At 50.0% G+C, this 25,557-nt stretch carries 18 protein-coding genes and 1 tRNA gene; 13 read left to right on the forward strand and 6 right to left on the reverse strand.

Annotated elements, in window-relative coordinates; genetic code table 11:
- Position 1: 1 nt before the first annotated feature.
- The 3 genes from tnaC to actS all read right to left on the reverse strand — a co-directional run bounded on the left by tnaC (position 2) and on the right by actS (position 1,413).
- A complete protein-coding gene (gene tnaC / locus AACS05_RS25025; RefSeq protein ID WP_197086135.1) occupies positions 2–79 on the reverse strand; it encodes a tryptophanase leader peptide in 78 nt (25 codons plus the stop codon).
- A 422-nt stretch (positions 80–501) separates the two neighbouring features.
- A tRNA-Gly gene (locus AACS05_RS19255) sits at positions 502–575 on the reverse strand.
- Positions 576–654: 79 nt separating this feature from the next.
- Entirely contained in the window at positions 655–1,413 is a 759-nt protein-coding gene (gene actS, locus AACS05_RS19260) for an amidase activator ActS (protein ID WP_045447133.1), read from the reverse strand.
- Between the two features lie 382 nt (positions 1,414–1,795).
- Between actS and xdhA the strand changes: the two genes are divergently transcribed.
- Genes xdhA through xdhC form a run of 3 tightly spaced genes read left to right on the forward strand, consistent with a single transcriptional unit; the run spans position 1,796 to position 5,458 of the window.
- Positions 1,796–4,093 (forward strand): xanthine dehydrogenase molybdenum-binding subunit XdhA, encoded by a 2,298-nt coding sequence (gene xdhA, locus AACS05_RS19265; protein WP_045447135.1) that lies wholly within the window; start codon positions 1,796–1,798, stop codon positions 4,091–4,093.
- Positions 4,094–4,103: 10 nt separating this feature from the next.
- A complete protein-coding gene (xdhB, locus tag AACS05_RS19270; protein ID WP_045447138.1) occupies positions 4,104–4,979 on the forward strand; it encodes a xanthine dehydrogenase FAD-binding subunit XdhB in 876 nt (291 codons plus the stop codon).
- Positions 4,979–5,458 carry a xanthine dehydrogenase iron sulfur-binding subunit XdhC gene (gene xdhC, locus AACS05_RS19275; protein WP_045447167.1) on the forward strand — a complete coding sequence of 160 codons (480 nt, stop codon included), beginning with the start codon at positions 4,979–4,981 and terminating at the stop codon, positions 5,456–5,458. Before xdhB ends, xdhC begins: the two co-directional genes overlap by 1 nt.
- A gap of 39 nt (positions 5,459–5,497) precedes the next feature.
- On the opposite strand, the gene AACS05_RS19280 is transcribed toward xdhC, so the two are convergent.
- Positions 5,498–7,276 carry a sigma-54 interaction domain-containing protein gene (locus tag AACS05_RS19280; protein ID WP_045447170.1) on the reverse strand — a complete coding sequence of 593 codons (1,779 nt, stop codon included), beginning with the start codon at positions 7,274–7,276 and terminating at the stop codon, positions 5,498–5,500.
- Between the two features lie 476 nt (positions 7,277–7,752).
- Between AACS05_RS19280 and ygeW the strand changes: the two genes are divergently transcribed.
- Genes ygeW through arcC form a run of 5 tightly spaced genes read left to right on the forward strand, consistent with a single transcriptional unit; the run spans position 7,753 to position 13,879 of the window.
- Positions 7,753–8,940 (forward strand): knotted carbamoyltransferase YgeW, encoded by a 1,188-nt coding sequence (ygeW, locus tag AACS05_RS19285; protein WP_045447173.1) that lies wholly within the window; start codon positions 7,753–7,755, stop codon positions 8,938–8,940.
- A gap of 56 nt (positions 8,941–8,996) precedes the next feature.
- On the forward strand, positions 8,997–10,193 hold the full coding sequence (dpaL, locus tag AACS05_RS19290) for a diaminopropionate ammonia-lyase (protein WP_045447176.1): 1,197 nt from the start codon (positions 8,997–8,999) through the stop codon (positions 10,191–10,193).
- A gap of 56 nt (positions 10,194–10,249) precedes the next feature.
- Positions 10,250–11,461 (forward strand): YgeY family selenium metabolism-linked hydrolase, encoded by a 1,212-nt coding sequence (locus AACS05_RS19295; protein WP_045447179.1) that lies wholly within the window; start codon positions 10,250–10,252, stop codon positions 11,459–11,461.
- Positions 11,462–11,513: 52 nt separating this feature from the next.
- Positions 11,514–12,899 (forward strand): D-phenylhydantoinase, encoded by a 1,386-nt coding sequence (gene hyuA / locus AACS05_RS19300; RefSeq protein ID WP_045447182.1) that lies wholly within the window; start codon positions 11,514–11,516, stop codon positions 12,897–12,899.
- Positions 12,900–12,946: 47 nt separating this feature from the next.
- Positions 12,947–13,879 (forward strand): carbamate kinase, encoded by a 933-nt coding sequence (arcC, locus tag AACS05_RS19305; protein ID WP_045447185.1) that lies wholly within the window; start codon positions 12,947–12,949, stop codon positions 13,877–13,879.
- Positions 13,880–13,917: 38 nt separating this feature from the next.
- Here the strand turns inward: arcC and yqeB are convergent, their stop codons facing one another.
- Entirely contained in the window at positions 13,918–15,543 is a 1,626-nt protein-coding gene (gene yqeB / locus AACS05_RS19310) for a selenium-dependent molybdenum cofactor biosynthesis protein YqeB (protein ID WP_045447191.1), read from the reverse strand.
- A 47-nt stretch (positions 15,544–15,590) separates the two neighbouring features.
- On the reverse strand, positions 15,591–16,361 hold the full coding sequence (gene yqeC / locus AACS05_RS19315; protein ID WP_045447194.1) for a selenium cofactor biosynthesis protein YqeC: 771 nt from the start codon (positions 16,359–16,361) through the stop codon (positions 15,591–15,593).
- A 103-nt stretch (positions 16,362–16,464) separates the two neighbouring features.
- Here yqeC and mocA point away from each other — a divergent pair, with 103 nt between their 5' ends.
- From mocA to AACS05_RS19340, 5 genes are all read left to right on the forward strand, one after another.
- Positions 16,465–17,055 (forward strand): molybdenum cofactor cytidylyltransferase, encoded by a 591-nt coding sequence (gene mocA, locus AACS05_RS19320; RefSeq protein ID WP_045447197.1) that lies wholly within the window; start codon positions 16,465–16,467, stop codon positions 17,053–17,055.
- Positions 17,056–17,364: 309 nt separating this feature from the next.
- Positions 17,365–20,463, forward strand: coding sequence for a putative selenate reductase subunit YgfK (ygfK, locus tag AACS05_RS19325; protein WP_045447201.1), 3,099 nt, complete (start codon positions 17,365–17,367; stop codon positions 20,461–20,463).
- A gap of 2 nt (positions 20,464–20,465) precedes the next feature.
- Complete coding sequence (gene ssnA, locus AACS05_RS19330) at positions 20,466–21,794, forward strand: putative aminohydrolase SsnA (protein ID WP_045447204.1); 1,329 nt, start codon at positions 20,466–20,468, stop codon at positions 21,792–21,794.
- A 50-nt stretch (positions 21,795–21,844) separates the two neighbouring features.
- Entirely contained in the window at positions 21,845–22,624 is a 780-nt protein-coding gene (gene ygfM / locus AACS05_RS19335; protein WP_045447207.1) for a molybdopterin-dependent oxidoreductase FAD-binding subunit, read from the forward strand.
- Positions 22,621–25,491, forward strand: coding sequence for a molybdopterin-dependent oxidoreductase Mo/Fe-S-binding subunit (locus tag AACS05_RS19340; protein ID WP_045447212.1), 2,871 nt, complete (start codon positions 22,621–22,623; stop codon positions 25,489–25,491). The genes ygfM and AACS05_RS19340 overlap by 4 nt, the downstream gene beginning before the upstream one ends.
- Positions 25,492–25,557: the final 66 nt, after the last annotated feature.

Genomic DNA, 25,557 nt, shown 5'->3' on the forward strand with positions numbered 1-25,557 from the left:
CTTATGGGCGATGATTGACAATGATGGTATCAATGTTGAACCATTTGGAAGTCGTGTATGTATTAATTAAGCTAATCATTATATGTCAACCCTTATTAAACATGCTGACATCATTATAGTGTGGAGAAAATTTGTCTATTAGCAGATAAACTTAATGTGATAAAAGTCACTATAAATTTATTATACACAATAAGGAATTAATTAACAGATACAGGTTTACAGCTGATTGACATTACCTCAGTAAGACCTGGTCAACATACAGGAATTTGTACATTCGACCCGAAAATTGTCCAGGTTTTAGTTTTGCGTTAACGAGCATTTCACCCAACGAATGCTATTGCAACACTTGTACTGTTATTGCTGAGTTAAGCAACGGGTGAAAGCCACAGTCACCGACCAGTTAGCAGGAAGAAAAATAGAGCTCAACTGACGAACAGAATGCAATAACTGCTTATTTATCAAGGGTAAATTGAGTTCGGTAGATTTCAGGAGAAATGAATTTGGAGCGGGCGAAGGGAATCGAACCCTCGTATAGAGCTTGGGAAGCTCTCGTTCTACCATTGAACTACGCCCGCATTGAAGTGCGTAAGGGATTATAAACCTTACACTCTTCTTGGCAAGGTGCTAACCGACCGACTGGCGATTAATTCACCGTCAACATTTAGGTTTACTCCCCTGTGGCGGTAAATAACGCAGCGGATCGATAGCGGTTGCACGATAGCGGATCTGAAAATGCAAACGCACAGACGCCGCATCTGAGCTGCCCATGGTGGCAATTTTCTGCCCGGCCTTCACGCTTTGTCCGTTGTTCACCAGCAACGTGTCGTTATGGGCATAGGCGGTGATGTAATCCTCACTGTGCTTAATCATGATGAGGTTACCATAGCCCCGTAGCTGATTACCGACGTAGACCACCTTCCCTGCTCCGGCCGCATAAATCGGTGTACCACGCGCAGCAGAGATATCAATCCCTTTGTTGCCGCCGTCCGCTGTTGAATAAGGCAATATCACCTTACCACTGGCTGGCCACTGCCAGCAGCGTTGCCCTACCGGCGGCCAGGATGACTGAGGCACGGATGAAGACGGTCTGACCGCTGCGGTTTTCGTGGAGGATTTGTTTTTTGTTTTACCAGACGTCGTAGTGGATTTCGCGCCACCGCTGACCTTCAACCTTTGCCCCACTTCAATGGTATAAGGAGGAGAAATGTTGTTCAGGCGGGCAATTTCTTTTACGCTTGTTCCGGTAGCGCGCGAAATACGATATAGCGTATCTCCCCGTTTCACGGTGTAAACGGAGCCGGAATACGTTCCTGTTTCTGATGATTTGCTACCTGAACAGCCCGCCAAAAGCAGCCCTATCGATAACAACATCACGATACCCAGAGTGTGTTTATTCGGGCGTCCTGCGCTCAAAATCTTTCCTCGCTCAAAAAACAAGACGCTATATCATAGCAGTCCCCCGCCGGATCCCCAATCCATTGCTCTGGAAAACGCCTGTACAATACAAGTTTTGTTAATGAATCTCTTTCCGATTAACCTCCGACCAACAAAAACGATAAATACAATTTTTCAGATAATCCCAAAGGCTTATTTATCACAATGATTTTTTATCACGCTCATATTGATACACTGCCCCTCTTTCATTACTGATAAAGTCGCATCACCTCTGTCATTTTTTAAACGACATCACACTTCCCTCCTCCCCTCACGCTTATAGTCGTTTCTGGCGTAATTCTTGCCTGCATTGACTTAACCATTGCCATAAGAACTAAATGTTCAAATCAAGGGGATTTAAATGGAAGCGCGGGAAGCAACTGCTACAGGTGAATCATGCATGCGCGTAGATGCCATTGCCAAGGTCACCGGGCGGGCACGATATACTGATGATTATGTTATGGCAGGCATGTGCTACGCGAAATATGTACGTAGCCCAATTGCACATGGTTATGCCGTGAGTATTAATGATGAAGAAGCCCGAAGCTTGCCTGGCGTGCTGGCCATTTTCACCTGGGAAGATGTGCCCGACATTCCCTTTGCTACAGCTGGACACGCCTGGACACTGGATGAGAATAAACGTGATACCGCCGATCGCGGTCTGTTAACACGCCACGTTCGCCATCACGGTGATGCGGTTGCCATCGTTGTTGCCCGGGATGAACTTACGGCAGAAAACGCGGCGCAGCTAGTCAATATTGAATGGCAAGAATTACCGGTTATCACCTCACCGGAAGCGGCACTGGCAGAAGACGCTACACAAATTCATAACGGCGGCAATTTGCTTAAACAAAGTGCTATGTCGACAGGCAATGTCCAGCAAGCGATCGATGCGGCGGATTACCAAATCCAGGGACACTACCAGACACCAGTCATCCAACATTGCCATATGGAAAGCGTGACATCGCTGGCGTGGATGGAAGATGACACCCGGATTACGATCGTCTCCAGCACCCAGATCCCGCATATTGTCCGCCGGGTTGTCGGTCAGGCGCTGGATATTCCCTGGTCATGCGTGCGGGTAATTAAACCCTTCGTCGGCGGCGGTTTTGGTAACAAACAAGATGTGCTGGAAGAACCTATGGCGGCATTCCTGACCAGCAAACTTGGCGGTATCCCGGTGAAAGTTTCCCTAAGTCGTGAGGAGTGTTTCCTGGCGACACGTACCCGCCACGCCTTCACCATTGACGGACAAATGGGTATAAACCGTGACGGTACGTTGAAAGGCTATAGCCTGGATGTTCTTTCCAACACCGGTGCTTATGCCTCTCACGGCCATTCCATTGCTTCTGCGGGCGGTAACAAAGTCGCTTATCTTTATCCTCGCAGCGCCTACGCTTACAGTTCAAAAACCTGCTATACCAATTTCCCCTCGGCTGGCGCGATGCGTGGCTATGGTGCGCCGCAAGTGGTTTTCGCCGTAGAATCACTGCTTGATGACGCAGCCGAAGCATTAGGTATTGATCCGGTAGAAATTCGTTTACGCAATGCTGCCCGTGAAGGTGATGCAAATCCGCTCACTGGCAAACGTATCTACAGCGCAGGATTACCTGAGTGCCTGGAAAAAGGGCGTGAAATCTTTGAATGGGATAAACGTCGCGCGGAGTGCCAGAACCAGCAAGGTAATTTGCGGCACGGCATCGGCGTTGCCTGCTTTAGTTACACCTCAAACACATGGCCCGTCGGTGTTGAAATTGCTGGCGCGCGCCTGTTGATGAACCAGGATGGAACGATCAACGTACAAAGCGGCGCAACGGAAATCGGCCAGGGTGCCGACACCGTATTCTCGCAAATGGTAGCTGAAACAGTGGGGGTTCCGGTTAGTGATGTACGCGTAATTTCGACACAAGATACCGATGTTACTCCTTTCGATCCCGGTGCATTTGCCTCACGTCAAAGCTACGTTGCCGCGCCGGCGCTGCGCAGTGCGGCACTGCTATTAAAAGAGAAAATCATTGCTCACGCAGCGGTGATGTTGCATCAGTCAGCGATGAATCTGACTCTGATGAAAGGCAATATCGTGCTGGTTGAAAGACCAGAAGAACCGTTGCTGTCGTTAAAAGATCTGGCGATGGATGCTTTTTACCATCCCGAGCGCGGCGGGCAGCTTTCTGCCGAAAGCTCGATCAAAACCACCACCAACCCGCCCGCATTTGGCTGTACTTTTGTTGATCTGACCGTCGATATCGCGCTGTGTAAGGTCACCATTAATCGAATCCTCAACGTCCACGACTCGGGTCACATCCTTAATCCACTGCTGGCAGAAGGCCAGGTTCACGGCGGAATGGGAATGGGTATCGGCTGGGCATTATTTGAAGAGATGATCATCGATGCAAAAAGCGGCGTGGTACGTAACCCAAATCTACTGGATTACAAAATGCCGACCATGCCAGATTTACCACAACTGGAAAGCGCGTTTGTCGAAATCAATGAGCCGCAATCCGCATATGGACATAAGTCACTGGGTGAGCCGCCAATTATTCCTGTTGCCGCAGCAATTCGTAATGCGGTGAAAATGGCCACCGGTGTTGCAATCAATACTCTGCCGCTAACACCAAAACGTTTGTACGAAGAGTTCCATCTGGCAGGATTGATTTGAGGAAAACATCATGTTTGATTTTGCTTCTTACCATCGCGCGACCACGATTGCCGATGCTATCAACCTGCTGACCAACAATCCGCAGACAAAACTGCTCGCGGGTGGCACAGATGTGCTTATTCAGCTCCACCACCACAATAGCCGTTATCGCCATATTGTTGATATCCACAATATGGAAGAACTGCGGGGAATTACGCTGACTGAAGATGGCGGACTGCGAATTGGCTCTGCGACAACATTCACACAGTTAATTGAAGATCCGTTAACCCAACGCCATCTCCCTGCCCTGTGTGCCGCAGCTTCATCCATCGCTGGTCCGCAAATCCGTAATGTCGCCACCTATGGTGGTAATATTTGCAACGGCGCAACCAGCGCAGACTCTGCCACACCGACGCTCATTTATGATGCCAAACTGGAGATCCATTCATCGCGCGGGGTACGTTTCGTCCCCATAAATGGCTTTCATACCGGGCCAGGTAAGGTTTCCCTTGAGCATGATGAAATCCTGGTCGCTTTTCATTTTCCTCCACAGCCGAGAGCATATGCTGGTAGCGCGCATTTTAAGTATGCCATGCGTGATGCGATGGATATTTCAACGATCGGTTGTGCCGCCCATTGTCGGCTGGATAACGGCAACTTCAGTGAGTTGCGTCTGGCGTTTGGGGTTGCAGCCCCTACGCCGATCCGCTGCCAGCATGCCGAACAGACTGCGCAAAATGCGCCATTAAACCCGCAAACGCTTGAAGCTATCAGCGAATCCGTCCTGCAAGATGTTGCCCCACGTTCTTCCTGGCGTGCGAGTAAAGAGTTTCGTCTACATCTCATTCAGACGATGACCAAAAAAGTGATTAGCGAAGCCGTCGCCGCGGCGGGGGGAAAATTGTAATGAATTACAGCGAAACGATTACCATTGAATGCATTATTAACGGCATGCCTTTTCAGCTTCACGCAGCGCCGGGCATGCCGCTTTCTGAACTGCTCCGCGAACAAGGGCTGCTTAGTGTCAAACAAGGGTGCTGCGTTGGTGAATGCGGTGCTTGTACAGTAATAGTTGACGGAACGGCAGTCGACAGTTGTTTATTTCTGGCCGCATGGGCTGAAGGTAAAGAGATCCGCACGCTGGAAGGCGAAGCAAAAGGCGGCAAACTTTCGCGAGTTCAACAAGCTTATGCGAAATCAGGCGCGGTGCAATGCGGGTTTTGTACGCCAGGGCTTATTATGGCCACTACAGCAATGCTGGCTAAACCACGCGAAAAACCGTTAACCATTACGGAAATTCGTCGCGGTCTGGCGGGTAACCTCTGTCGCTGTACCGGATATCAGATGATTGTAAATACAGTACTGGACTGCGAGGAAACGAAATAAAACAATCTCCGGCCTGAATTCAGGTCGGATTTTTTACAATTACGTATCCAACAACTCATATTTTTTAATTTTGCGATAGAGCGTGGCAATTCCAATACCCAGCTCATCAGCGACTTGCTTCTTGCTGTTATGACGTGAAAGCGCATCGCGGATCATCTGTTTTTCCATCTCCTCCAGCGCCGTACCGCCAGCATCATCCAGAGCCAGATGCCCCTCGCTGGTTTCAGTCACTACACTTTGTTCCATCGTGGCATTATTTAGCAGATTTGGCGGCAGAAGCGTGTTGTCGATAACTTCACCAGAAGGAACAACGTTAACCAGATACTCCATCAAATTGCTTAACTCACGTAGATTTCCCGGCCAACGATGCTTACGCAATAATTCAACAACATCAGGAGCAATGCCAGGATAAACCGATCCCAGGCGACGCGTATGCAGATGTAAAAAGTAATGGACCAGCAGTTCAATATCTTCCTGACGTTCGCGCAGCGGCGGTAAAGTTAACGGAATGACATTCAAGCGATAGAACAGGTCTTCGCGGAATTTACCTTCGGTAATAAACTGGGCCAAATTCTGGTTAGTTGCAGAAATGATACGAATATCGACTTGTATTGGACTACTGGCACCAATAGGTAGGATCTCGCGTGCCTCAATAGCCCGCAGCAATTTTGCTTGCAGCATTAACGGCATATCGCCAATTTCATCAAGAAATAGCGTGCCCGTGTTTGCCGCCTGAATCAACCCTGTTTTGCCATTGGCTGAAGCGCCAGTAAATGCGCCTTTGACATAACCAAATAATTCACTTTCCAGCAATTGCTCCGGAATCGCCGCACAGTTAATCGCGATAAACGGTTTGTTACGCCGTCCACTCAATTTATGGATAGCACGAGCCACCACTTCTTTCCCGGTCCCACTTTCACCAACGACCATAATGCTGGATGGGCTGGGTGCGATGCGGCTAATGAGTCGTTTTAATTGCCGCATAACCCGACACTCACCCACCAGTTGCTCAATATGCGGCTCGTCTGTGGTGTTTGCTACGGAAAAACTGGTATGGGACTGGTGAAATGCCATTAAAAATAGCTGTCGCCCCTGAATGTTATGTAACTGACCAATAATCAATTCACTTTTATCATCCCACGAGACAATATGTTGCATATGACCATGGGTAAAATTGCTCTCATATGTTAATGGCCTAAAACGAATAGATTTCCCTATTATATTATTTTGAACAACACCGAGAGTTTTTAACACCGTCTGGTTAGCAAACTGAACATGGTTTTCTTCATCTATAACTAATACACCCTGATCCATATTATCAATCATGGTAGCGAATATTTTACTGATGCTATCTCCCGGCCCTTGATCCTCCAGAAGTTTCGAGACAAAAATAGTCGATATATGGCGAACATAATCAGAAAACTCGCGTAAATTATCACTGATATGTTCTTGTTGCTCATGGGTCACAGCAATCAAACTTATCACACCGACACAACGATCTTGCAGAATGACGGGCGTGCCGAGAAATGCTTTTTCGCGACAACTTTCTTTACTGTCACAGCCTTCACACAGAGGATCGAAACGGGACTGTGTCACGACCTTTTCGGTTTTGGTTTCGAGGACATAACGGAGCAAGCGGGAGTTGCTGCTCAACTGGCGGCCAAGAAATTTCCCATACGCGCCAGTTCCCGCGACGCGACACAAGTTTTCATCAACGATCTCAACCTCAAGTTGCAAAACGCTGGCAAGCATTCTGGCAAAACGCTGAATTGTTGGTTGAATTTGCATCAATACTGACTGCGTAGTAGCAAGCTCCATAACCTTACCTTCCAGAATCGCTTATAGGTTGATCGTTGAAGACGTTGATGATTCACGGATCATGATGATATTAACTCAGGCAAATTTTGCTTTGATAAGAACATAAGATTTTTATCACTTTCTAATGAAATTATGGAAGAGATATCACATTTCTATATCAATATGAGAATTACATGGGTGAATTTATCAAACTGACGAGGGATAAACTGTTCTGTTATCTTATTCCTGATAATTAGCAGCAAATAAATAACGCCACAAAAAAGCCAAACGTTTTCGTATATTCTGAACATTCAGCAACAGTCCCCAATTCGTGATCCAATCCACATATTACCCGTCAAATTAGCATTTCACTCCCTGTTAGATAATTCTGGCATGTTTATTGTTAGTCCCAGGTATAGCTGTGAAAACACCAACCATTTGGCACGTCACAGTGAAATAAACCACTTTGCCTGTCATTCCACTACCGGGATTTTATGATGAAAACTGTTATTGAGCTGATAAAGGATATCAATTCGCTGACCTCTCACCTGCACGAGAAAGATTTTTTGTTGACGTGGGAACAGACACCCGACGAATTGAAACAAGTACTGGACGTTGCTGCAGCGTTAAAAGCATTACGTGCTGAAAACATCTCGACCAAAGTCTTTAATAGTGGATTAGGTATTTCCGTATTCCGCGACAACTCCACCCGTACTCGCTTCTCTTATGCTTCCGCGCTTAACCTGCTCGGCCTTGCGCAGCAAGATCTCGACGAAGGTAAATCACAAATTGCCCACGGCGAAACCGTTCGCGAAACCGCCAATATGATCTCTTTCTGCGCCGATGCTATCGGTATTCGTGACGATATGTATCTGGGTGCGGGTAACGCCTATATGCGTGAAGTTGGCGCTGCACTCGACGATGGCTATAAGCAAGGCGTACTGCCGCAACGTCCGGCATTAGTTAACCTGCAATGTGATATCGACCACCCAACCCAGTCTATGGCTGACCTGGCATGGTTGCGTGAACACTTTGGTTCACTGGAAAACCTGAAAGGTAAAAAAATCGCCATGACCTGGGCGTATTCCCCAAGCTACGGCAAACCACTCTCTGTACCACAGGGCATCATAGGTCTGATGACCCGTTTCGGTATGGATGTCACCCTGGCACATCCAGAAGGTTACGACCTGATCCCAGATGTGGTTGAAGTGGCTAAAAACAATGCTAAAGCGTCTGGCGGTAGCTTCCGTCAGGTAACCAGCATGGAAGAGGCATTCAAAGACGCGGATATCGTATATCCGAAGTCATGGGCGCCTTACAAAGTGATGGAACAGCGAACTGAACTGCTGCGCGCTAACGATCATGAAGGTCTGAAAGCCCTGGAAAAACAGTGTCTGGCACAGAACGCACACCACAAAGACTGGCATTGTACCGAAGAGATGATGGAACTCACTCGCGACGGTGAAGCCCTGTATATGCACTGTCTGCCGGCTGATATCAGCGGCGTATCCTGCAAAGAAGGTGAAGTGACTGAAGGCGTATTCGAAAAATACCGTATCGCGACCTACAAAGAAGCCAGTTGGAAGCCTTATATCATCGCCGCGATGATCCTTTCACGTAAATATTCAAAACCTGGCGCACTGCTCGAACAACTGCTGAAAGAAGCGCAAGAACGCGTGAAATAACCCCTCGAGCCGATCGACAGGTCGGCACTCTATTTCCAGAGGCCAAAGGATAGGATATGTCCGTTTTCTCATTGAAGATTGATATCGCCGATAACAACTTTTTCAACGGCGAAACATCATCGCTCTTTTCGCAAAGCCAGGCAAAACTGGCGCGCCAGTTCCACCAAAAAATCGCTGGCTATCGCCCAACACCACTTTGTGCACTGGACGATCTGGCAAACCTTTTTGGCGTGAAGAAAATTCTCGTTAAGGATGAATCAAAACGATTCGGTCTGAATGCATTCAAAATGCTCGGCGGCGCCTATGCCATCGCTCAGTTACTGTGCGAAAAATATCATCTTGATATCGAAACACTGTCATTTGAGCATCTGAAAAATGCCATTGGCGAAAAAATGACGTTCGCTACGACTACCGACGGCAACCACGGGCGCGGTGTGGCATGGGCTGCCCAGCAACTCGGCCAACATGCGGTGATTTATATGCCGAAAGGTTCTGCTCAGGAGCGTGTGGATGCCATTCTGAACCTCGGCGCCGAATGCATCGTCACCGACATGAACTATGACGACACCGTTCGGCTGACCATGCAGCACGCTCAGCAACGTGGCTGGGAAGTGGTACAGGATACCGCCTGGGAAGGCTACACAAAAATCCCAACCTGGATCATGCAAGGCTACGCCACGCTGGCGGATGAAGCCGTTGAGCAAATGCGCGACATGGGCGTAACACCGACGCACGTTCTGTTGCAAGCTGGCGTTGGCGCGATGGCTGGCGGCGTGCTGGGTTATCTGGTGGATGTCTATAGCCCACAAAATCTGCACAGCATCATTGTTGAGCCTGATAAAGCTGACTGTATTTATCGCTCTGGCGTCAAAGGCAACATCGTCAACGTTGGCGGCGATATGGCCACTATCATGGCTGGCCTGGCCTGCGGCGAACCTAACCCACTGGGTTGGGAAATCTTACGTAATTGCGCGACCCAATTCATCTCCTGCCAGGACAGCGTTGCCGCATTAGGTATGCGCGTGCTGGGTAACCCATACGGCAACGATCCGCGCATCATCTCCGGTGAATCTGGTGCTGTCGGTTTGGGTGTTCTCGCGGCTGTTCATTATCACCCGCAACGTCAAAGCCTGATGGAAAAACTGGCGCTAAACAAAGATGCCATCGTGCTGGTGATCAGCACTGAAGGCGACACCGACGTGAAGCACTACCGCGAAGTTGTCTGGGAAGGCAAACACGCTGTAGCACCTTGATCCCCCTATTGGAACAACTCCCTGCCAAACAGGGAGTAAAAAATCTGGAGAAAATAATGGCTAAGAATATTCCATTCAAACTGATTCTTGAAAAAGCAAAAGATTATCAGGCAGACATGACTCGCTTCCTGCGCGATATGGTTGCGATTCCCAGCGAAAGCTGCGACGAAAAACGCGTTGTGCATCGTATTAAAGAAGAGATGGAAAAAGTCGGTTTCGATAAGGTTGAAATCGACCCGATGGGTAATATTCTCGGTTATATCGGCCATGGTCCGCGCCTGGTTGCTATGGATGCTCATATCGATACCGTGGGTATTGGTAATATCAAAAACTGGGAATTCGACCCATACAAAGGCATGGAAACCGATGAACTGATTGGCGGTCGTGGTACTTCCGACCAGGAAGGCGGCATGGCATCAATGGTTTATGCCGGTAAGATCATCAAAGACCTGGGTCTGGAAGATGAATACACTCTGCTGGTAACCGGTACTGTACAGGAAGAAGACTGCGACGGGCTGTGCTGGCAGTACATTATTGAACAATCCGGCATTCGCCCGGAATTTGTGGTCAGTACTGAACCGACTGACTGCCAGGTATACCGTGGTCAGCGCGGTCGTATGGAAATTCGCATTGATGTACAGGGTGTTAGCTGCCATGGTTCTGCGCCAGAACGCGGTGATAACGCCATCTTCAAAATGGGCCCGATTCTTAGCGAATTACAAGATCTGTCTCAACGTCTGGGCTATGACGAATTCCTCGGCAAAGGCACCTTGACCGTTTCTGAAATTTTCTTCACCTCCCCAAGCCGTTGCGCCGTTGCAGACAGCTGTGCCGTTTCCATTGACCGTCGCCTGACCTGGGGAGAAACCTGGGAAGGCGCACTGGACGAAATCCGCGCCCTGCCAGCGGTACAGAAAGCGAATGCTGTCGTTTCTATGTACAACTACGACCGTCCGTCCTGGACTGGCCTGGTTTACCCAACTGAATGCTACTTCCCGACCTGGAAAGTGGAAGAAGATCACTTCACCGTTAAAGCGCTTGTTAATGCCTACGAAGGCCTGTTTGGTAAAGCGCCGGTCGTTGATAAGTGGACCTTCTCTACTAACGGCGTATCCATCATGGGTCGCCACGGCATTCCGGTTATCGGCTTTGGCCCGGGTAAAGAACCTGAAGCCCATGCGCCAAACGAAAAAACCTGGAAAGCTCACCTGGTGACCTGCGCCGCCATGTACGCCGCAATCCCGTTAAGCTGGCTGGCAACAGAATAATTACTCTTCACCTAATTCCCTCCGGTTCGCCGGAGGGTTTCTGGAGTTTGCTATGCACGTATTGATTAAAAACGGCACTGTCGTTAACGCAGATGGACAAGCAAAACAGGATTTGCTGATTGAAAACGGTATTGTTCGCCAGTTGGGTCGCGATATTTCGCCGCAGCTCCCATGTGAAGTAATTGATGCCACTGGATGTTACATCCTCCCTGGCGGCGTGGATGTTCACACGCATTTCAATATTGATGTCGGCATCGCGCGCAGTTGTGATGATTTTTTTACCGGTACCCGCGCAGCCGCGTGTGGCGGTACAACAACCATTATTGACCATATGGGATTTGGCCCGAGTGGCTGCCGGTTACGTCATCAACTGGAAGTGTATCGCGGTTATGCCGCCCATAAAGCAGTCATCGACTACAGCTTTCATGGTGTTATCCAGCATATCAATCATGCCATCCTCGACGAAATCCCGATGATGGTTGAGGAAGGGCTCAGTAGTTTTAAACTCTATCTAACCTATCAATACAAACTCAACGATGATGAAGTTTTGCAAGCGTTACGCCGTCTGCATCAGTCTGGCGCACTGACTACTGTACACCCAGAAAATGACGCCGCTATTGCCAGTAAGCGTGCCGAGTTTATCGCCGCTGGGTTAACTGCGCCGCGCTATCACGCGATGAGTCGCCCTCTGGAATGCGAAGCGGAGGCCATAGCCCGCATGATTAACCTGGCGCAGCTTGCCGGTAACGCCCCGTTATATATCGTCCACTTGTCTAACGGCTTAGGCCTGGATTATTTACGTCTTGCCCGCGCAAATCACCAGCCAGTCTGGGTGGAAACCTGCCCGCAATATCTTCTGCTGGACGAGCGCAGTTACGATGCAGAAGACGGCATGAAATTTATTCTTAGTCCGCCGCTGCGCAACGTTCGTGAGCAGGACAAACTGTGGTGTGGCATCAACGATGGCGCGATTGACGTGGTCGCTACCGATCACTGCACCTTCTCAATAGCTCAGCGCCAGCATATTTCAAAAGGCGATTTCAGCCGTTGCCCAAATGGCTTACCCGGCGTGGAAAATCGCATGCAGTTACTGTTCTCCAGCGGCGTAATGAGCGGTCGTATTTCACCGGAGCGTTTTGTCGAATTAACCAGCGCGATGCCTTCACGGCTGTTTGGTCTGTGGCCACAAAAAGGATTACTGGCACCCGGTTCAGATGGCGACGTGGTGATTATCGACCCCAATAAACGCCAGCAAATTCACCATCGTCATCTTCATGACAACGCCGACTACTCTCCCTGGGAAGGATTTACCTGCCAGGGCGCAATTATCAGAACCCTATCCCGTGGTGAAACGATTTTCTGTGACGGCACCTTTACAGGCAAAGCCGGACGGGGACGTTTCCTGCGACGCAAACCGTTTGTCCCTCCCGTGTTCTAACCACTGCCAGGGATCTATACACAATCATGAATGATGAGTGAGGAAAAATGAGTAAGAAAATTGTTCTCGCCCTGGGCGGGAATGCGCTGGGCGACGATCTGGCCGGGCAAATGAAAGCGGTCAAAATTACTGCTCAGGCAATTGTAGATTTAATTGCCCAGGGACATGAGGTCATCGTCACTCACGGTAACGGGCCGCAGGTGGGCATGATTAACCAGGCCTTCGAAGCCGCAGCTAAAACTGAAGTGCATTCACCAATGCTGCCGATGTCTGTCTGTGTCGCCTTAAGTCAGGGATATATTGGTTACGACCTGCAAAACGCCCTGCGCGAAGAACTGCTCTCCCGAGGCATTCATAAACCCGTTGCGACTCTGGTCACGCAGGTCGAAGTCGACGCCAACGATCCGGCTTTTCTTAACCCGACTAAACCGATCGGTTCGTTCTTTACCGAGCAGGAAGCAGAACGACTGACAAAACAAGGCTATACTCTGAAAGAAGACGCAGGTCGCGGCTATCGTCGTGTAGTTGCCTCACCTAAACCGATTGATATTATTGAAAAAGAGACGGTGAAAGCACTGGTAGACGCCGGCCAGGTAGTGATTACCGTTGGTGGTGGCGGTATTCCTGTCATTCGTGAAGGTAACCATCTGCGCGGCGCCAGCGCCGTTATCGACAAAGACTGGGCAAGTGCACGTCTGGCAGAAATGATTGATGCAGATATGTTGATAATCCTTACCGCAGTCGAAAAAGTGGCGATTAACTTTGGTAAAGAAAATGAACGGTGGCTGGACCGTCTGTCATTGAGCGATGCTGAACGCTTTATTGAAGAAGGACATTTCGCGAAAGGTTCCATGCTACCTAAAGTGGAGGCCGCCGCGTCATTTGCTCGCTCACGTGCGGGTCGCGAAGCACTGATTACCGTGTTGAGTAAAGCGAAAGAAGGAATTGAAGGTAAAACCGGAACGGTGATTTGTCAGTAATTCAAAGGCCGGATGCGATGTCATCCGGCCAACTTGATTTAAGCAACTTCAAGCACTTCTTTCGTCGCTTTTACGCCCTGATGCATCAGCATCATCAACGCTTCCAACACTCCACCACCAATTGCTCTGGCTTTATCAGAAACACTGGTGAAATCAGCCGTTTTGCCACGAGGGTCGATATCACCGATTTTAAAACCACCGACCACAGCCAGTCCATCGTTCAGCAAGCCACGCACCATGCCCGTCAACGGCGCTTTAACTTCATGCTCGCCAATCCAGGCTATGACATCCCCCTCCTCCACCAAATCGCCTAATTTAACGTTCGAACGCATCATGCCCGCACCCGGAGCGCGAATAACCCGCCGGGTGGTATGTCCCATAATATTGCCAGGAACGCCGGTATTCTCCTGCGCACAACCAGAATAAATGACTTGCCCGAGCCAGTGTCCGCGATTTGTTTCAATCACCGCATGACAATCTACTCCTGCGGTAAAACCAGGCCCAAGTGCAATTGTCACTGGTGCCATATCAGCACGCATACCCAAATTCTGTTTCGCCAGAATGGCGTCCACCACGCAGAGCGGTTTAAGTTCATCGAGCTGCGCACAGGTGGGATCGACCATCACCGGAATAAACCCACGCTCAGTCAGCTTCGTTGCCTCCGCAGAGCTGGAGACCAGCCGAGCAGTGACACCTTCAACCGTCATTTCGCCATCAAATACGGCCTGGGCAAACGCCACGCTGCAGCGAATCACCGTCGGTTTTTCCACTTCCAGCATGATCACTTTGAAGCCCGCATGATACAGCCGCAGCGCCACCCCAGTAGCGATGTCTCCCGCCCCGCGAATCACCACTAATTGATGTCCGGAAGGATGTGAAGGTTTCATCATCAGCCCACCAGGCGCGTTATTTTTGACTTGTAAGATCTCTGCCAGCACGCTGATGGCGATCTCCTGCGGTGTTTCGGCACCGATGTTGTAGCCCACCGGCGCATGCAAACGGGCAATATGGTCTTCTGACACACCTTTCTCACGCAACTGGCGCAGGAATAGTTGAACCTTACGGCGGCTTGCCAGTAATCCAAGCCATGCGACTGGCTGTTCAATGAATTTATCGAGAACTTCACGATCCTGATTATTGGTGGCAATAAGAACAAAATTATCAGGTCGAATTTCCAGCGCCTCCACCGCTGCGCCAAACGAATCTGCATGCAGTAATGTTGTTGATGGCGGGAAAAGTTCAGGATTCAGACTTTCACGATAAATATCGGCAACGGCGATATCAAACCCCAACAGAGCCGCACTCTGGGCAATGGCCCGGTTGACATGCCCCGCGCCGATTAATACCAGCCGTGGACGCATACCATGTACGCTAATAAATACTGACATTGCACCTCCGCAATCTGACCCGACAGCATCCGCTCCGTTACGGGCCATGCGTCCATGGAATAAACGCGGCTTACGTTCCTGCAATGCCTCCAGCGACTCTTCAATCACCTTACGCTCAACCATTCCTCCACCAATCGTACCGATGATGGAACCGTCTGCACGCACTAACATTTGTGCAGAATGGCGAGGTGTAGAGCCTCGGCTATCAACAATTTGCGCTATCACAAACGGACAATTTTGCTCTTCTAGTTTTGCAGCCTCTGTGAAAATATTCATACCAACCTCAATGGATATCCTTTCAGTTACCCGGAATGCCCGGGCTGCTATTTCACAAATCTGCGCGCGATTGCAGGATTTTCTTGTATATCGCCCAGCCAGATTGCCTCTACGTCATGTTGTTGCAGTGGCTTGAGTAGCTCACTTTGTACGATCACATTCTCACATTGAGAAAAACGGTTAATAAACCAGACTCGCCGACAACCTGAAGGCACGTTTTTAAACGCGCCCAGAGGATGACGAACCAGCGAAACGAGATCGCTAAATTGCAAGGTCGACCCCGGCGTCAGCCCGGTGATGTCGGCAAACTGCGGCCAGCGATGGATATTTTCTGCGTCAATTATCGTGCCCAGTAAATGCCCACTCATCACAGCAATCACGCAACAACTGCTTTGTGGTATGCAAGGTTCGTGCTCATCCGGCGCTTTTAACGGCAATCCACGCGAGCCATCTGCCTCAACGAGAATCACATCACATTCCGGACGTTGCGCCAGCGCATCAATGACGTCTGGTGCAAACCCCTGGGCTTTCCCTGACTGCGCTTTCCAGCGGTTAAAACAAAATGAAACAGGCGACGTGAGAGACACATGAGGAAGCATTACGGGATCGCGGCAGAAAATCACAGGCCAGCAGGAATCGGGCAAAAACATATGTGTGGTCGTAGTGATTAAAACGCGCCTGCCGCTGGACTGAAATAACTGCGCCAGCCAAAAAAGCAGGCTGGTTTTTCCCCCTGCACCAACAACAGAAATGACTGCGGGGTGTTTCTTTGCGCCTAAATCAATGAATAACATTGCCGGGTCAATTATACTTTTCACGAGCCTTCTGGGACCTCTCTGAGGTAAATTAGCCCCATCACTTTATTTGTAGGAAAGTGACACAATTTTCAGGTATGACTTGCCAATAAATAATGGAAACTCTATGTCAGCCATCGACTGTATAATTACCGCTGCCGGATTATCATCAAGAATGGGGCAATGGAAAATGATGTTACCCTGGCAACAGGGAACAATTCTTGATGCAAGTATCAAAAATGCGTTGCAGTTTTGTAGTCGAATTATTTTAGTAACCGGTTATCGTGCTGATGAACTGCATAATCGCTACGTAAACAATGCCAATATCACTATTATTTATAACCCTGATTATGCGCTGGGCTTGCTGACCTCGGTGAAAGCCGCAGCCCCCTCGGTTGAAACAGCGCATTGTTTTATCACCCATGGCGACATGCCCAATCTGAACACCAATATTTTCCGAAAAATCTGGGCATTACGTAACAATGGCGCAATACTCCCTCAGCACAACGGCATACCTGGACATCCGATTTTAATGTCGAAATCGTGCCTGATGCAGGCGGTCCAGCGACCTAATGTTAGCAATATGCGTCAAGCATTGCTGATGGGTGAACACTATTTCGTCGAAATGGAAAATAAAGAAATAATTTTAGATATTGATACTCCCGAAGATTTTATTAATGCACAAAAAAGCATGCTTAAATTTAGAAAACCCAGTTAAACGATTGCGTTCAAATATTTAACCCACTCACTACGCCTTTATCATAATGATAAGGAATCACTGTTTTTGAGAAACGAGAAAAGGTGATAAAAACCCTGGCAATAATAAACCTCAGGAGTGATTTTAATTCTCATTTGGCTACTGTGAGATAATTCACAAAAAGCGTTTAACTTTCGAATCGCCTCACATTTTTTTATATTACCAGGCAAAGTTGGCAAGAGTGGTGCGATTGTTGCTCTATCCCTCTAAACCACCGGATTTCTCAATACCGGTCACTCAATGATATCTGTGTAAGCTAAGGAGAGGGTTATGGGGGATATTATGCGTCCCATTCCGTTTGAGGAACTTTTGACGCGCATATTTGATGAATACCAACAACAACGCTCTATCTTTGGTATTCCTGAGCAGCAGTTTTACTCACCCGTAGAAGGTAAATCTGTCAACGTATTCGGTGAAACCTGTGCTACCCCCGTCGGCCCTGCCGCTGGCCCGCACACGCAACTCGCACAAAATATCGTCACCTCATGGCTGACCGGCGGACGATTCATCGAACTAAAAACGGTACAAATTCTTGACCGTCTGGAGCTAGAAAAACCCTGTATCGACGCAGAAGACGAGTGTTTTAACACCGAATGGTCTACCGAATTCACTCTGCTTAAAGCATGGGATGAATACCTTAAAGCCTGGTTTGCCTTGCATCTGCTTGAAGCCATGTTCCAACCTTCCAACTCCGGTAAATCGTTCATCTTTAATATGAGCGTCGGTTACAACCTCGACGGTATTAAACAACCACCAATGCAGCAATTCATCGACAATATGATGGACGCATCTGCACATCCGAAATTCACCCAATACCGCGATACGCTTAATAAACTGCTCCTGGATGATGCGTTTTTAGCCCGCCACGGTTTGCAGGGTAAACGCGCGCAGTTACAGGCACTACCGGCACGTATCCCTACCAGCATGGTGCAAGGCGTAACCCTCTCCACTATGCACGGCTGCCCTCCACATGAAATCGAAGCCATTTGCCGCTACATGTTGGAAGAAAAAGAGCTGAACACTTTCGTGAAACTTAACCCGACTTTGTTGGGCTACACACGGGTACGTGAAATTCTTGATGGCTGCGGGTTCGATTACATCGGCTTAAAAGAAGAGTCTTTTGATCATGATCTGAAGCTGACACAGGCGCTGGAGATGCTGCAACGCCTGATGGCGCTGGCTAAAGAGAAATCGCTCAGCTTTGGCGTCAAACTGACTAACACTCTCGGCACTATCAACAACAAAGGCGCCTTGCCTGGTGAAGAGATGTATATGTCCGGGCGTGCGCTGTTCCCGCTCTCTATCAATGTTGCAGCAGTTCTGTCCCGCGCCTTTGATGGCAGACTGCCTATCTCTTATTCCGGCGGCGCCAGCCAACTGACTATCCGCGATATTTTCGATACTGGTATTCGCCCGATCACCATGGCAACTGACCTGTTGAAACCCGGCGGCTATCTGCGTTTAAGCGCCTGCATGCGTGAACTGGAAGCGTCAGATGCCTGGGGTCTCGACCACGTTGATGTTGAACGGCTGAACAAGCTGGCGGCAGACGCGTTAACCATGGAGTACACCCAGAAACACTGGAAGCCCGAAGAGCGTATTGAAGTGGCGGAAGATCTGCCGCTGACCGACTGCTACGTTGCACCATGTGTCACCGCTTGCGCCATCCAACAGGATATCCCTGAATATATTCGCCTGCTGGGCGAGCACCGCTATGCCGACGCGCTGGAACTTATCTATCAGCGCAACGCCCTGCCCGCCATTACCGGTCACATTTGCGATCATCAATGCCAGTACAACTGTACCCGCCTGGACTACGACAGTGCGCTGAATATCCGCGAAATGAAAAAAGTCGCGCTGGAAAAAGGCTGGGATGAGTATAAACAGCGCTGGCACAAACCAGCGGGTTCCGGTTCACGCCACCCAGTCGCCGTGATTGGCGCGGGCCCGGCGGGTCTGGCGGCAGGTTACTTCCTTGCCAGAGCCGGTCATCCGGTCACGCTATTTGAACGCGAAGCCAATGCGGGCGGCGTGGTGAAAAATATCATTCCCCAGTTCCGTATCCCGGCGGAGTTAATTCAGCACGATATCGATTTTGTCGCTGACCATGGGGTGAAATTTGAGTATGGCTGTTCATCGACTTTAACCGTCGAACAATTAAAAAATCAGGGCTTCCATTACATTCTGATCGCTACCGGCACCGATAAAAACAGCGGTGTAAAACTGGCGGGCGACAATCAACATGTCTGGAAATCTCTCCCCTTCCTGCGCGAATACAACAAAGGTGCAGCGCTCCACCTGGGCAAGCATGTGGCGATTGTCGGAGCTGGTAACACCGCGATGGACTGCGCGCGCGCCGCATTACGCGTACCTGGCGTCGAAAAAGCGACCGTCATTTACCGTCGTTCACTGCAAGAGATGCCAGCGTGGCGTGAAGAGTATGAAGAAGCACTGCACGATGGTGTAGAGTTCCGTTTCCTGAACAACCCGGAACGTTTTGATGCCGACGGTACCTTAACACTGCGCGTCATGTCGCTTGGTGAACCTGATGAGAAAGGTCGTCGCCGTCCGGTTGAAACCAGCGAAACAATGACGCTGCATGTAGACAGCCTGATTACCGCCATTGGCGAACAGCAGGACACTGAAGCCTTGAATGCTATGGGCGTACCACTGGACAAAAACGGCTGGCCAGATGTCGATCACAACGGTGAAACTCGCCTCGCTGACGTCTTTATGATTGGTGACGTTCAACGCGGGCCGTCCTCTATTGTCGCAGCGGTTGGAACCGCACGTCGGGCAACGGATGCCATCCTTAGCCGGGAAAACATCCGTTCACACCAGAGCGATAAATACTGGAACAACGCCAACCCTGCGGAAATCTATCTACGCAAAGGCGATATCTCTATCTCCATGGTAAATAGCGACGATCGTGACGCATTTGTCGCTCAGGAAGCCGCACGCTGCCTTGAATGTAACTATGTTTGCAGCAAGTGCGTCGATGTCTGCCCGAACCGCGCCAACGTCTCTATTCCGGTTCCAGGATTCCAGAACCGTTTCCAGACACTCCACCTCGATGCCTACTGCAACGAATGTGGTAACTGTGCCCAGTTCTGCCCATGGAATGGCAGACCATACAAAGACAAAATCACCGTCTTTAGCCTGTCGCAGGATTTTGATAACAGCAGCAACCCTGGCTTCCTGGTGGAAAATGACCGGGTGCGCGTACGTCTGAATAACCAAAGCTGGAATCTGAACATCGACAGCGAAGGGCTGTTTAACAACGTGCCACCGGAGCTAAACAATATGTGCCGCATTATCAGCCATATCCACCAGCATCATCATTATCTGCTGGGCCACGTGGAGGTGTAATCATGTTGATTCTGAAGAATGTCACCGCAGTTCAGCTACACCCGGCAAAAGTACAGGAAGGCGTCGATATCGCCATCGAAAATGATGTCATCATCGCTATCGGCGACACCCTGACGCAACGCTATCCTGACGCCCGCTACAAAGAGATGCATGGTCGAATTGTGATGCCAGGCATTGTCTGCTCGCATAACCATTTTTACTCGGGTTTGTCCCGAGGAATTATGGCGAATATCGCCCCCTGTCCGGATTTCATCTCGACGCTGAAAAATCTCTGGTGGCGGCTCGATCGCGCTCTTGATGAAGAGTCGCTCTATTACAGCGGGCTAACTTGTTCACTGGAGGCTATCAAGAGCGGATGTACCACGGTTATCGATCATCATGCTTCCCCTGCCTATATCGGAGGGTCGCTCTCTACACTGCGCAACGCATTTTTAAAAGTTGGTTTGCGTGCGATGACCTGTTTTGAAACCACCGATCGTAACAACGGCATCAAAGAGTTACAGGAAGGGGTAGAAGAAAACATCCGTTTCGCCCATCAGATTGACGACGCGAAGAAATCCGCAACGGAGCCGTATCTGGTGGAAGCACATATCGGCGCTCACGCACCATTTACTGTTCCAGATGCAGGTCTGGAAATGCTTCGCGAGGCGGTAAAAGCAACGGGACGTGGTTTACACATTCACGCAGCGGAAGATTTGTATGACGTCTCTCACAGCCACCACTGGCACGGCAAAGACCTGCTGGTACGCCTGGCGGACTACGATCTCATCAACAGTAAAACGCTGGTCGCTCATGGGTTGTATCTGTCGAAAGAGGATATCGATCTGCTTAATCAGCACGATGCGTTCCTGGTGCATAACGCCCGTTCTAACATGAACAACCATGTCGGCTATAACCATCACCTTAGCGATATCCGCAATCTTGCGTTGGGAACTGACGGCATCGGTTCAGACATGTTTGAAGAGATGAAATTCGCCTTCTTTAAACATCGTGACGCTGGTGGTTCGCTGTGGCCTGACAGTTTTGCCAAAGCCCTGGCTAACGGCAACGAACTGATTAGCCGCAACTTCAGCGCAAAATTTGGCCTTCTGGAGGTCGGTTATAAAGCCGATTTAACCATTTGCGATTACAACTCACCGACACCACTGCTGGCAGACAATATCGCCGGACATATCGCCTTCGGTATGGGTTCAGGCAGCGTTCACAGTGTGATGGTCAACGGCGTGATGGTTTATGAAGACCATCAGTTTAACTTCGACTGCGATTCCATTTATGCGCAAGCCAGAAAAGCTGCCGCCAGTATGTGGCGTCGGATGGATGCGCTGGCATAAATGACAGATCCCCTCTTCTTTCAGAGAAGAAGGGAAATTAAGGAAAGAAGATGATTGAACAATTTTTCAGACCCGACTCGGTAGAACAGGCGCTGGAACTAAAGCGCCGCTACCAGGATGAAGCTGTCTGGTTTGCCGGGGGCAGCAAACTTAACGCTACACCAACCCGGACGGATAAAAAAATTGCCATTTCTTTGCAGGATCTGGAACTGGGCTGGGTTGACTGGGATAACGGGGCACTGCGCATTGGCGCAATGTCGCGCTTACAGCCTCTGCGCGATGCACGCTACATTCCAGCGGCGCTGCGGGAAGCGCTCGGTTTTGTCTACTCCCGCCATGTCCGTAACCAGTCCACTATCGGTGGCGAAATCGCCGCCAGGCAGGAAGAGTCCGTGTTACTTCCGGTACTGCTGGCACTGGATGCTGAGTTGGTTTTTGGCAACGGCGAAACACTGTCGATTGAAAACTATCTTGCCGATCCACGCGACCGACTGCTGACTGAAATTATCATAAAAGATCCGTATCGCACTTGTGCTACTCGAAAAATTAGCCGTTCCCAGGCGGGGTTAACCGTGGTTACCGCAGCAGTTGCATTAACAGATCACGACGGTCTGCGGATCGCGCTGGATGGTGTCGCCAGCAAAACATTGCGCCTGCACGACGTAGAAAAACAAAATCTGGAAGGTCGCGCACTGGAGCAAGCCGTCGCCAGGGCGATTTTCCCCGTGGGGGATATTCGGGGTAGCGTCGCGTATAAACGCTATATCACGGGAGTTGTAGTAGCCGACCTGTATACCGACTGCCAACAGGCTGGGGAGGAAGCCGTATGATCATCCACTTGACTTTAAATGGCGCTTCCAGGGAACTAAAGGTTAATCCTGCTGAAAACGTACAAAAGCTGTTGTTTAACATGGGCATGCACTCTGTACGCAACAGTGATGATGGTTTCGGTTTTGCCGGTTCTGATGCGATTATTTATAACGGCAACATCGTCAACGCCTCCCTGCTTATCGCTGCTCAGTTAGATCAGGCAGAAATCCGCACCGCTGAATCCTTAGGCAAATGGAACGAATTAAGTCTGGTTCAGCAGGCAATGGTTGATGTCGGCGTAGTCCAGTCCGGTTATAACGATCCGGCAGCATCTCTGATTATCAGCGATCTACTCGATCGCGTTGCAGCACCAACCCGCGAAGAGATCGACGACGCGCTTTCTGGCCTGTTCAGCCGCGACGCTGGCTGGCAGCAATATTATCAGGTCATTGAACTGGCGGTTGCGCGAAAAAATAACCCACAGGCGACGATTGATATCGCCCCGACTTTCCGCGACGACCTTGAGGTCATTGGTAAGCACTATCCGAAAACCGATGCCGCTAAAATGGTGCAGGCAAAACCCTGCTATGTTGAAGACCGCGTGACTGCTGACGCCTGCATCATCAAAATGTTACGCAGCCCTCACGCCCACGCGCTGATTACACATCTGGATGTCAGCAAAGCCGAAGCTTTGCCAGGCGTCGTTCACGTTATTACTCACCTGAATTGCCCGGACATCTACTACACCCCGGGCGGTCAAAGCGCACCAGAACCTTCACCGCTCGACCGTCGCATGTTCGGCAAAAAAATGCGTCACGTTGGCGATCGCGTTGCCGCTGTTGTAGCCGAAAGCGAAGAGATTGCGCTGGCAGCACTGAAACTCATCGACGTTGAATATGACGTTCTCAAGCCGGTGATATCAATTGACGATGCGATGGCGGAAGATGCCCCAGTAGTACACGACGAACCGGTGGTTTATGTCGCTGGCGCACCAGATACGCTGGAAGAAGACAATAGCCATGCAGCCCAGCGTGGCGAGCATATGATCATTAACTTCCCAATCGGTTCACGCCCACGCAAAAATATCGCGGCCAGCATTCATGGCCATATCGGCGATATGGACAAAGGTTTCGCCGATGCCGATGTGATCATTGAGCGAACCTATAACTCAACTCAGGCTCAGCAGTGCCCTACTGAAACTCATATCTGCTTTACCCGTATGGATGGCGATCGTCTGGTGATCCACGCCTCTACTCAGGTACCGTGGCATTTGCGCCGTCAGGTAGCGCGCCTCGTCGGTATGAAACAGCATAAGGTTCATGTCATTAAAGAACGCGTTGGCGGCGGCTTTGGTTCCAAACAGGACATTCTGCTGGAAGAAGTATGCGCATGGGCAACTTGCGTGACCGGACGTCCGGTTCTGTTCCGCTACACCCGCGAAGAAGAGTTTATTGCCAACACCTCGCGGCACGTAGCGAAAGTCACCGTTAAACTGGGGGCGAAAAAAGATGGTCGCCTGACGGCAGTGAAAATGGATTTCCGCGCCAATACAGGACCTTACGGAAACCATTCACTCACCGTACCGTGTAACGGACCGGCCCTGTCGTTGCCGTTATATCCGTGCGATAACGTCGATTTCCAGGTCACCACCTACTACAGCAACATTTGCCCAAACGGTGCTTATCAAGGTTACGGCGCGCCAAAAGGTAACTTCGCCATCACCATGGCGTTAGCAGAACTGGCGGAACAGTTGCAGATTGACCAACTGGAAATTATTGAGCGTAACCGGGTACACGAAGGGCAAGAACTGAAGATCCTCGGCGCTATCGGCGAAGGCAAAGCGCCAACCTCCGTCCCTTCTGCCGCCAGTTGCGCATTGGAAGAGATCCTGCGACAGGGACGTGAGATGATCCAGTGGTCTTCGCCGAAAGCGCAGGAAGGTGACTGGCGTGTGGGGCGAGGCGTCGCCATTATCATGCAGAAATCGGGGATACCAGATATCGATCAGGCTAACTGCATGATCAAACTGGAATCTGATGGTACGATTATTGTCCATTCCGGCGGTGCAGATATTGGCACCGGCCTGGATACCGTGGTGACAAAACTGGCGGCAGAAGTGCTACATTGTGCGCCACAGGACGTACATGTTATTTCTGGCGACACCGACCATGCGTTATTTGACAAAGGCGCATATGCCTCGTCCGGCACCTGTTTCTCCGGGAATGCAGCACGTATGGCGGCGGAAAATCTGCGCGAGAAAATCCTCCTCCACGGAGCCAACATGCTGGGTGAACCACTGGAAGATGTCCAACTGACCACTCCGGGCATCGTCCGCGGGAAGAAAGGAGAAGTCAGTTTCGGAGAAATCGCTCATCAAGGAGAAACCGGTACTGGCTTTGGTTCACTGGTGGGAACCGCCTGCTATATCACACCTGATTTTGCCTTTCCGTATGGGGCAAACTTTGCCGAAGTTGCCGTAAACACCCGTACGGGTGAAATCCGTCTGGATAAATTCTACGCTTTGCTGGACTGTGGCACACCGGTCAACCCAGAGTTAGCGCTGGGTCAGATCTACGGCGCCACCATGCGTGCTATCGGTCATAGCTTGAGTGAAGAAATCATTTACGACGCCGAGGGTCACCCATTGACACGCGATTTGCGAAGTTATGGTGCGCCAAAAATTGGCGACATTCCGCGTGATTTCCGCGCCGTTCTGGTACCAAGTGACGATAAAGTCGGCCCATTCGGTGCTAAATCGATCTCAGAAATTGGCGTAAATGGCGCAGCTCCGGCGATTGCAACTGCTATTCACGATGCCTGCGGCGTCTGGTTGCGCGAATGGCATTTCACTCCGGAGAAAATACTCACCGCACTGGAAAAAATATAAACCATAACTGGCCGCTCCGGCGGCCATTTTCCCTGTTTTATAGATAACTAAATAGTGACTGCGAAA

The sequence above is a fragment of the Citrobacter sp. S-77 genome, from assembly GCF_963864895.1.
Classification (GTDB): Bacteria; Pseudomonadota; Gammaproteobacteria; order Enterobacterales; family Enterobacteriaceae; genus Citrobacter; species Citrobacter murliniae.

What these genes read in the sequence shown, in the direction of transcription:
- dpaL (WP_045447176.1), top strand. Translation starts at nt 8,997, where the DNA reads ATGTCCGTTTTCTCATTGAAGATTGATATCGCCGATAACAACTTTTTC.
- tnaC (WP_197086135.1), bottom strand. Translation starts at nt 79, where the DNA reads ATGATTAGCTTAATTAATACATACACGACTTCCAAATGGTTCAACATT.
- ygeW (WP_045447173.1), top strand. Translation starts at nt 7,753, where the DNA reads ATGAAAACTGTTATTGAGCTGATAAAGGATATCAATTCGCTGACCTCT.
- mocA (WP_045447197.1), top strand. Translation starts at nt 16,465, where the DNA reads ATGTCAGCCATCGACTGTATAATTACCGCTGCCGGATTATCATCAAGA.
- hyuA (WP_045447182.1), top strand. Translation starts at nt 11,514, where the DNA reads ATGCACGTATTGATTAAAAACGGCACTGTCGTTAACGCAGATGGACAA.
- xdhC (WP_045447167.1), top strand. Translation starts at nt 4,979, where the DNA reads ATGAATTACAGCGAAACGATTACCATTGAATGCATTATTAACGGCATG.
- ygfM (WP_045447207.1), top strand. Translation starts at nt 21,845, where the DNA reads ATGATTGAACAATTTTTCAGACCCGACTCGGTAGAACAGGCGCTGGAA.
- ssnA (WP_045447204.1), top strand. Translation starts at nt 20,466, where the DNA reads ATGTTGATTCTGAAGAATGTCACCGCAGTTCAGCTACACCCGGCAAAA.
- ygfK (WP_045447201.1), top strand. Translation starts at nt 17,365, where the DNA reads ATGGGGGATATTATGCGTCCCATTCCGTTTGAGGAACTTTTGACGCGC.
- AACS05_RS19280 (WP_045447170.1), bottom strand. Translation starts at nt 7,276, where the DNA reads ATGGAGCTTGCTACTACGCAGTCAGTATTGATGCAAATTCAACCAACA.
- AACS05_RS19340 (WP_045447212.1), top strand. Translation starts at nt 22,621, where the DNA reads ATGATCATCCACTTGACTTTAAATGGCGCTTCCAGGGAACTAAAGGTT.
- AACS05_RS19295 (WP_045447179.1), top strand. Translation starts at nt 10,250, where the DNA reads ATGGCTAAGAATATTCCATTCAAACTGATTCTTGAAAAAGCAAAAGAT.
- yqeB (WP_045447191.1), bottom strand. Translation starts at nt 15,543, where the DNA reads ATGAATATTTTCACAGAGGCTGCAAAACTAGAAGAGCAAAATTGTCCG.
- xdhA (WP_045447135.1), top strand. Translation starts at nt 1,796, where the DNA reads ATGGAAGCGCGGGAAGCAACTGCTACAGGTGAATCATGCATGCGCGTA.
- arcC (WP_045447185.1), top strand. Translation starts at nt 12,947, where the DNA reads ATGAGTAAGAAAATTGTTCTCGCCCTGGGCGGGAATGCGCTGGGCGAC.
- xdhB (WP_045447138.1), top strand. Translation starts at nt 4,104, where the DNA reads ATGTTTGATTTTGCTTCTTACCATCGCGCGACCACGATTGCCGATGCT.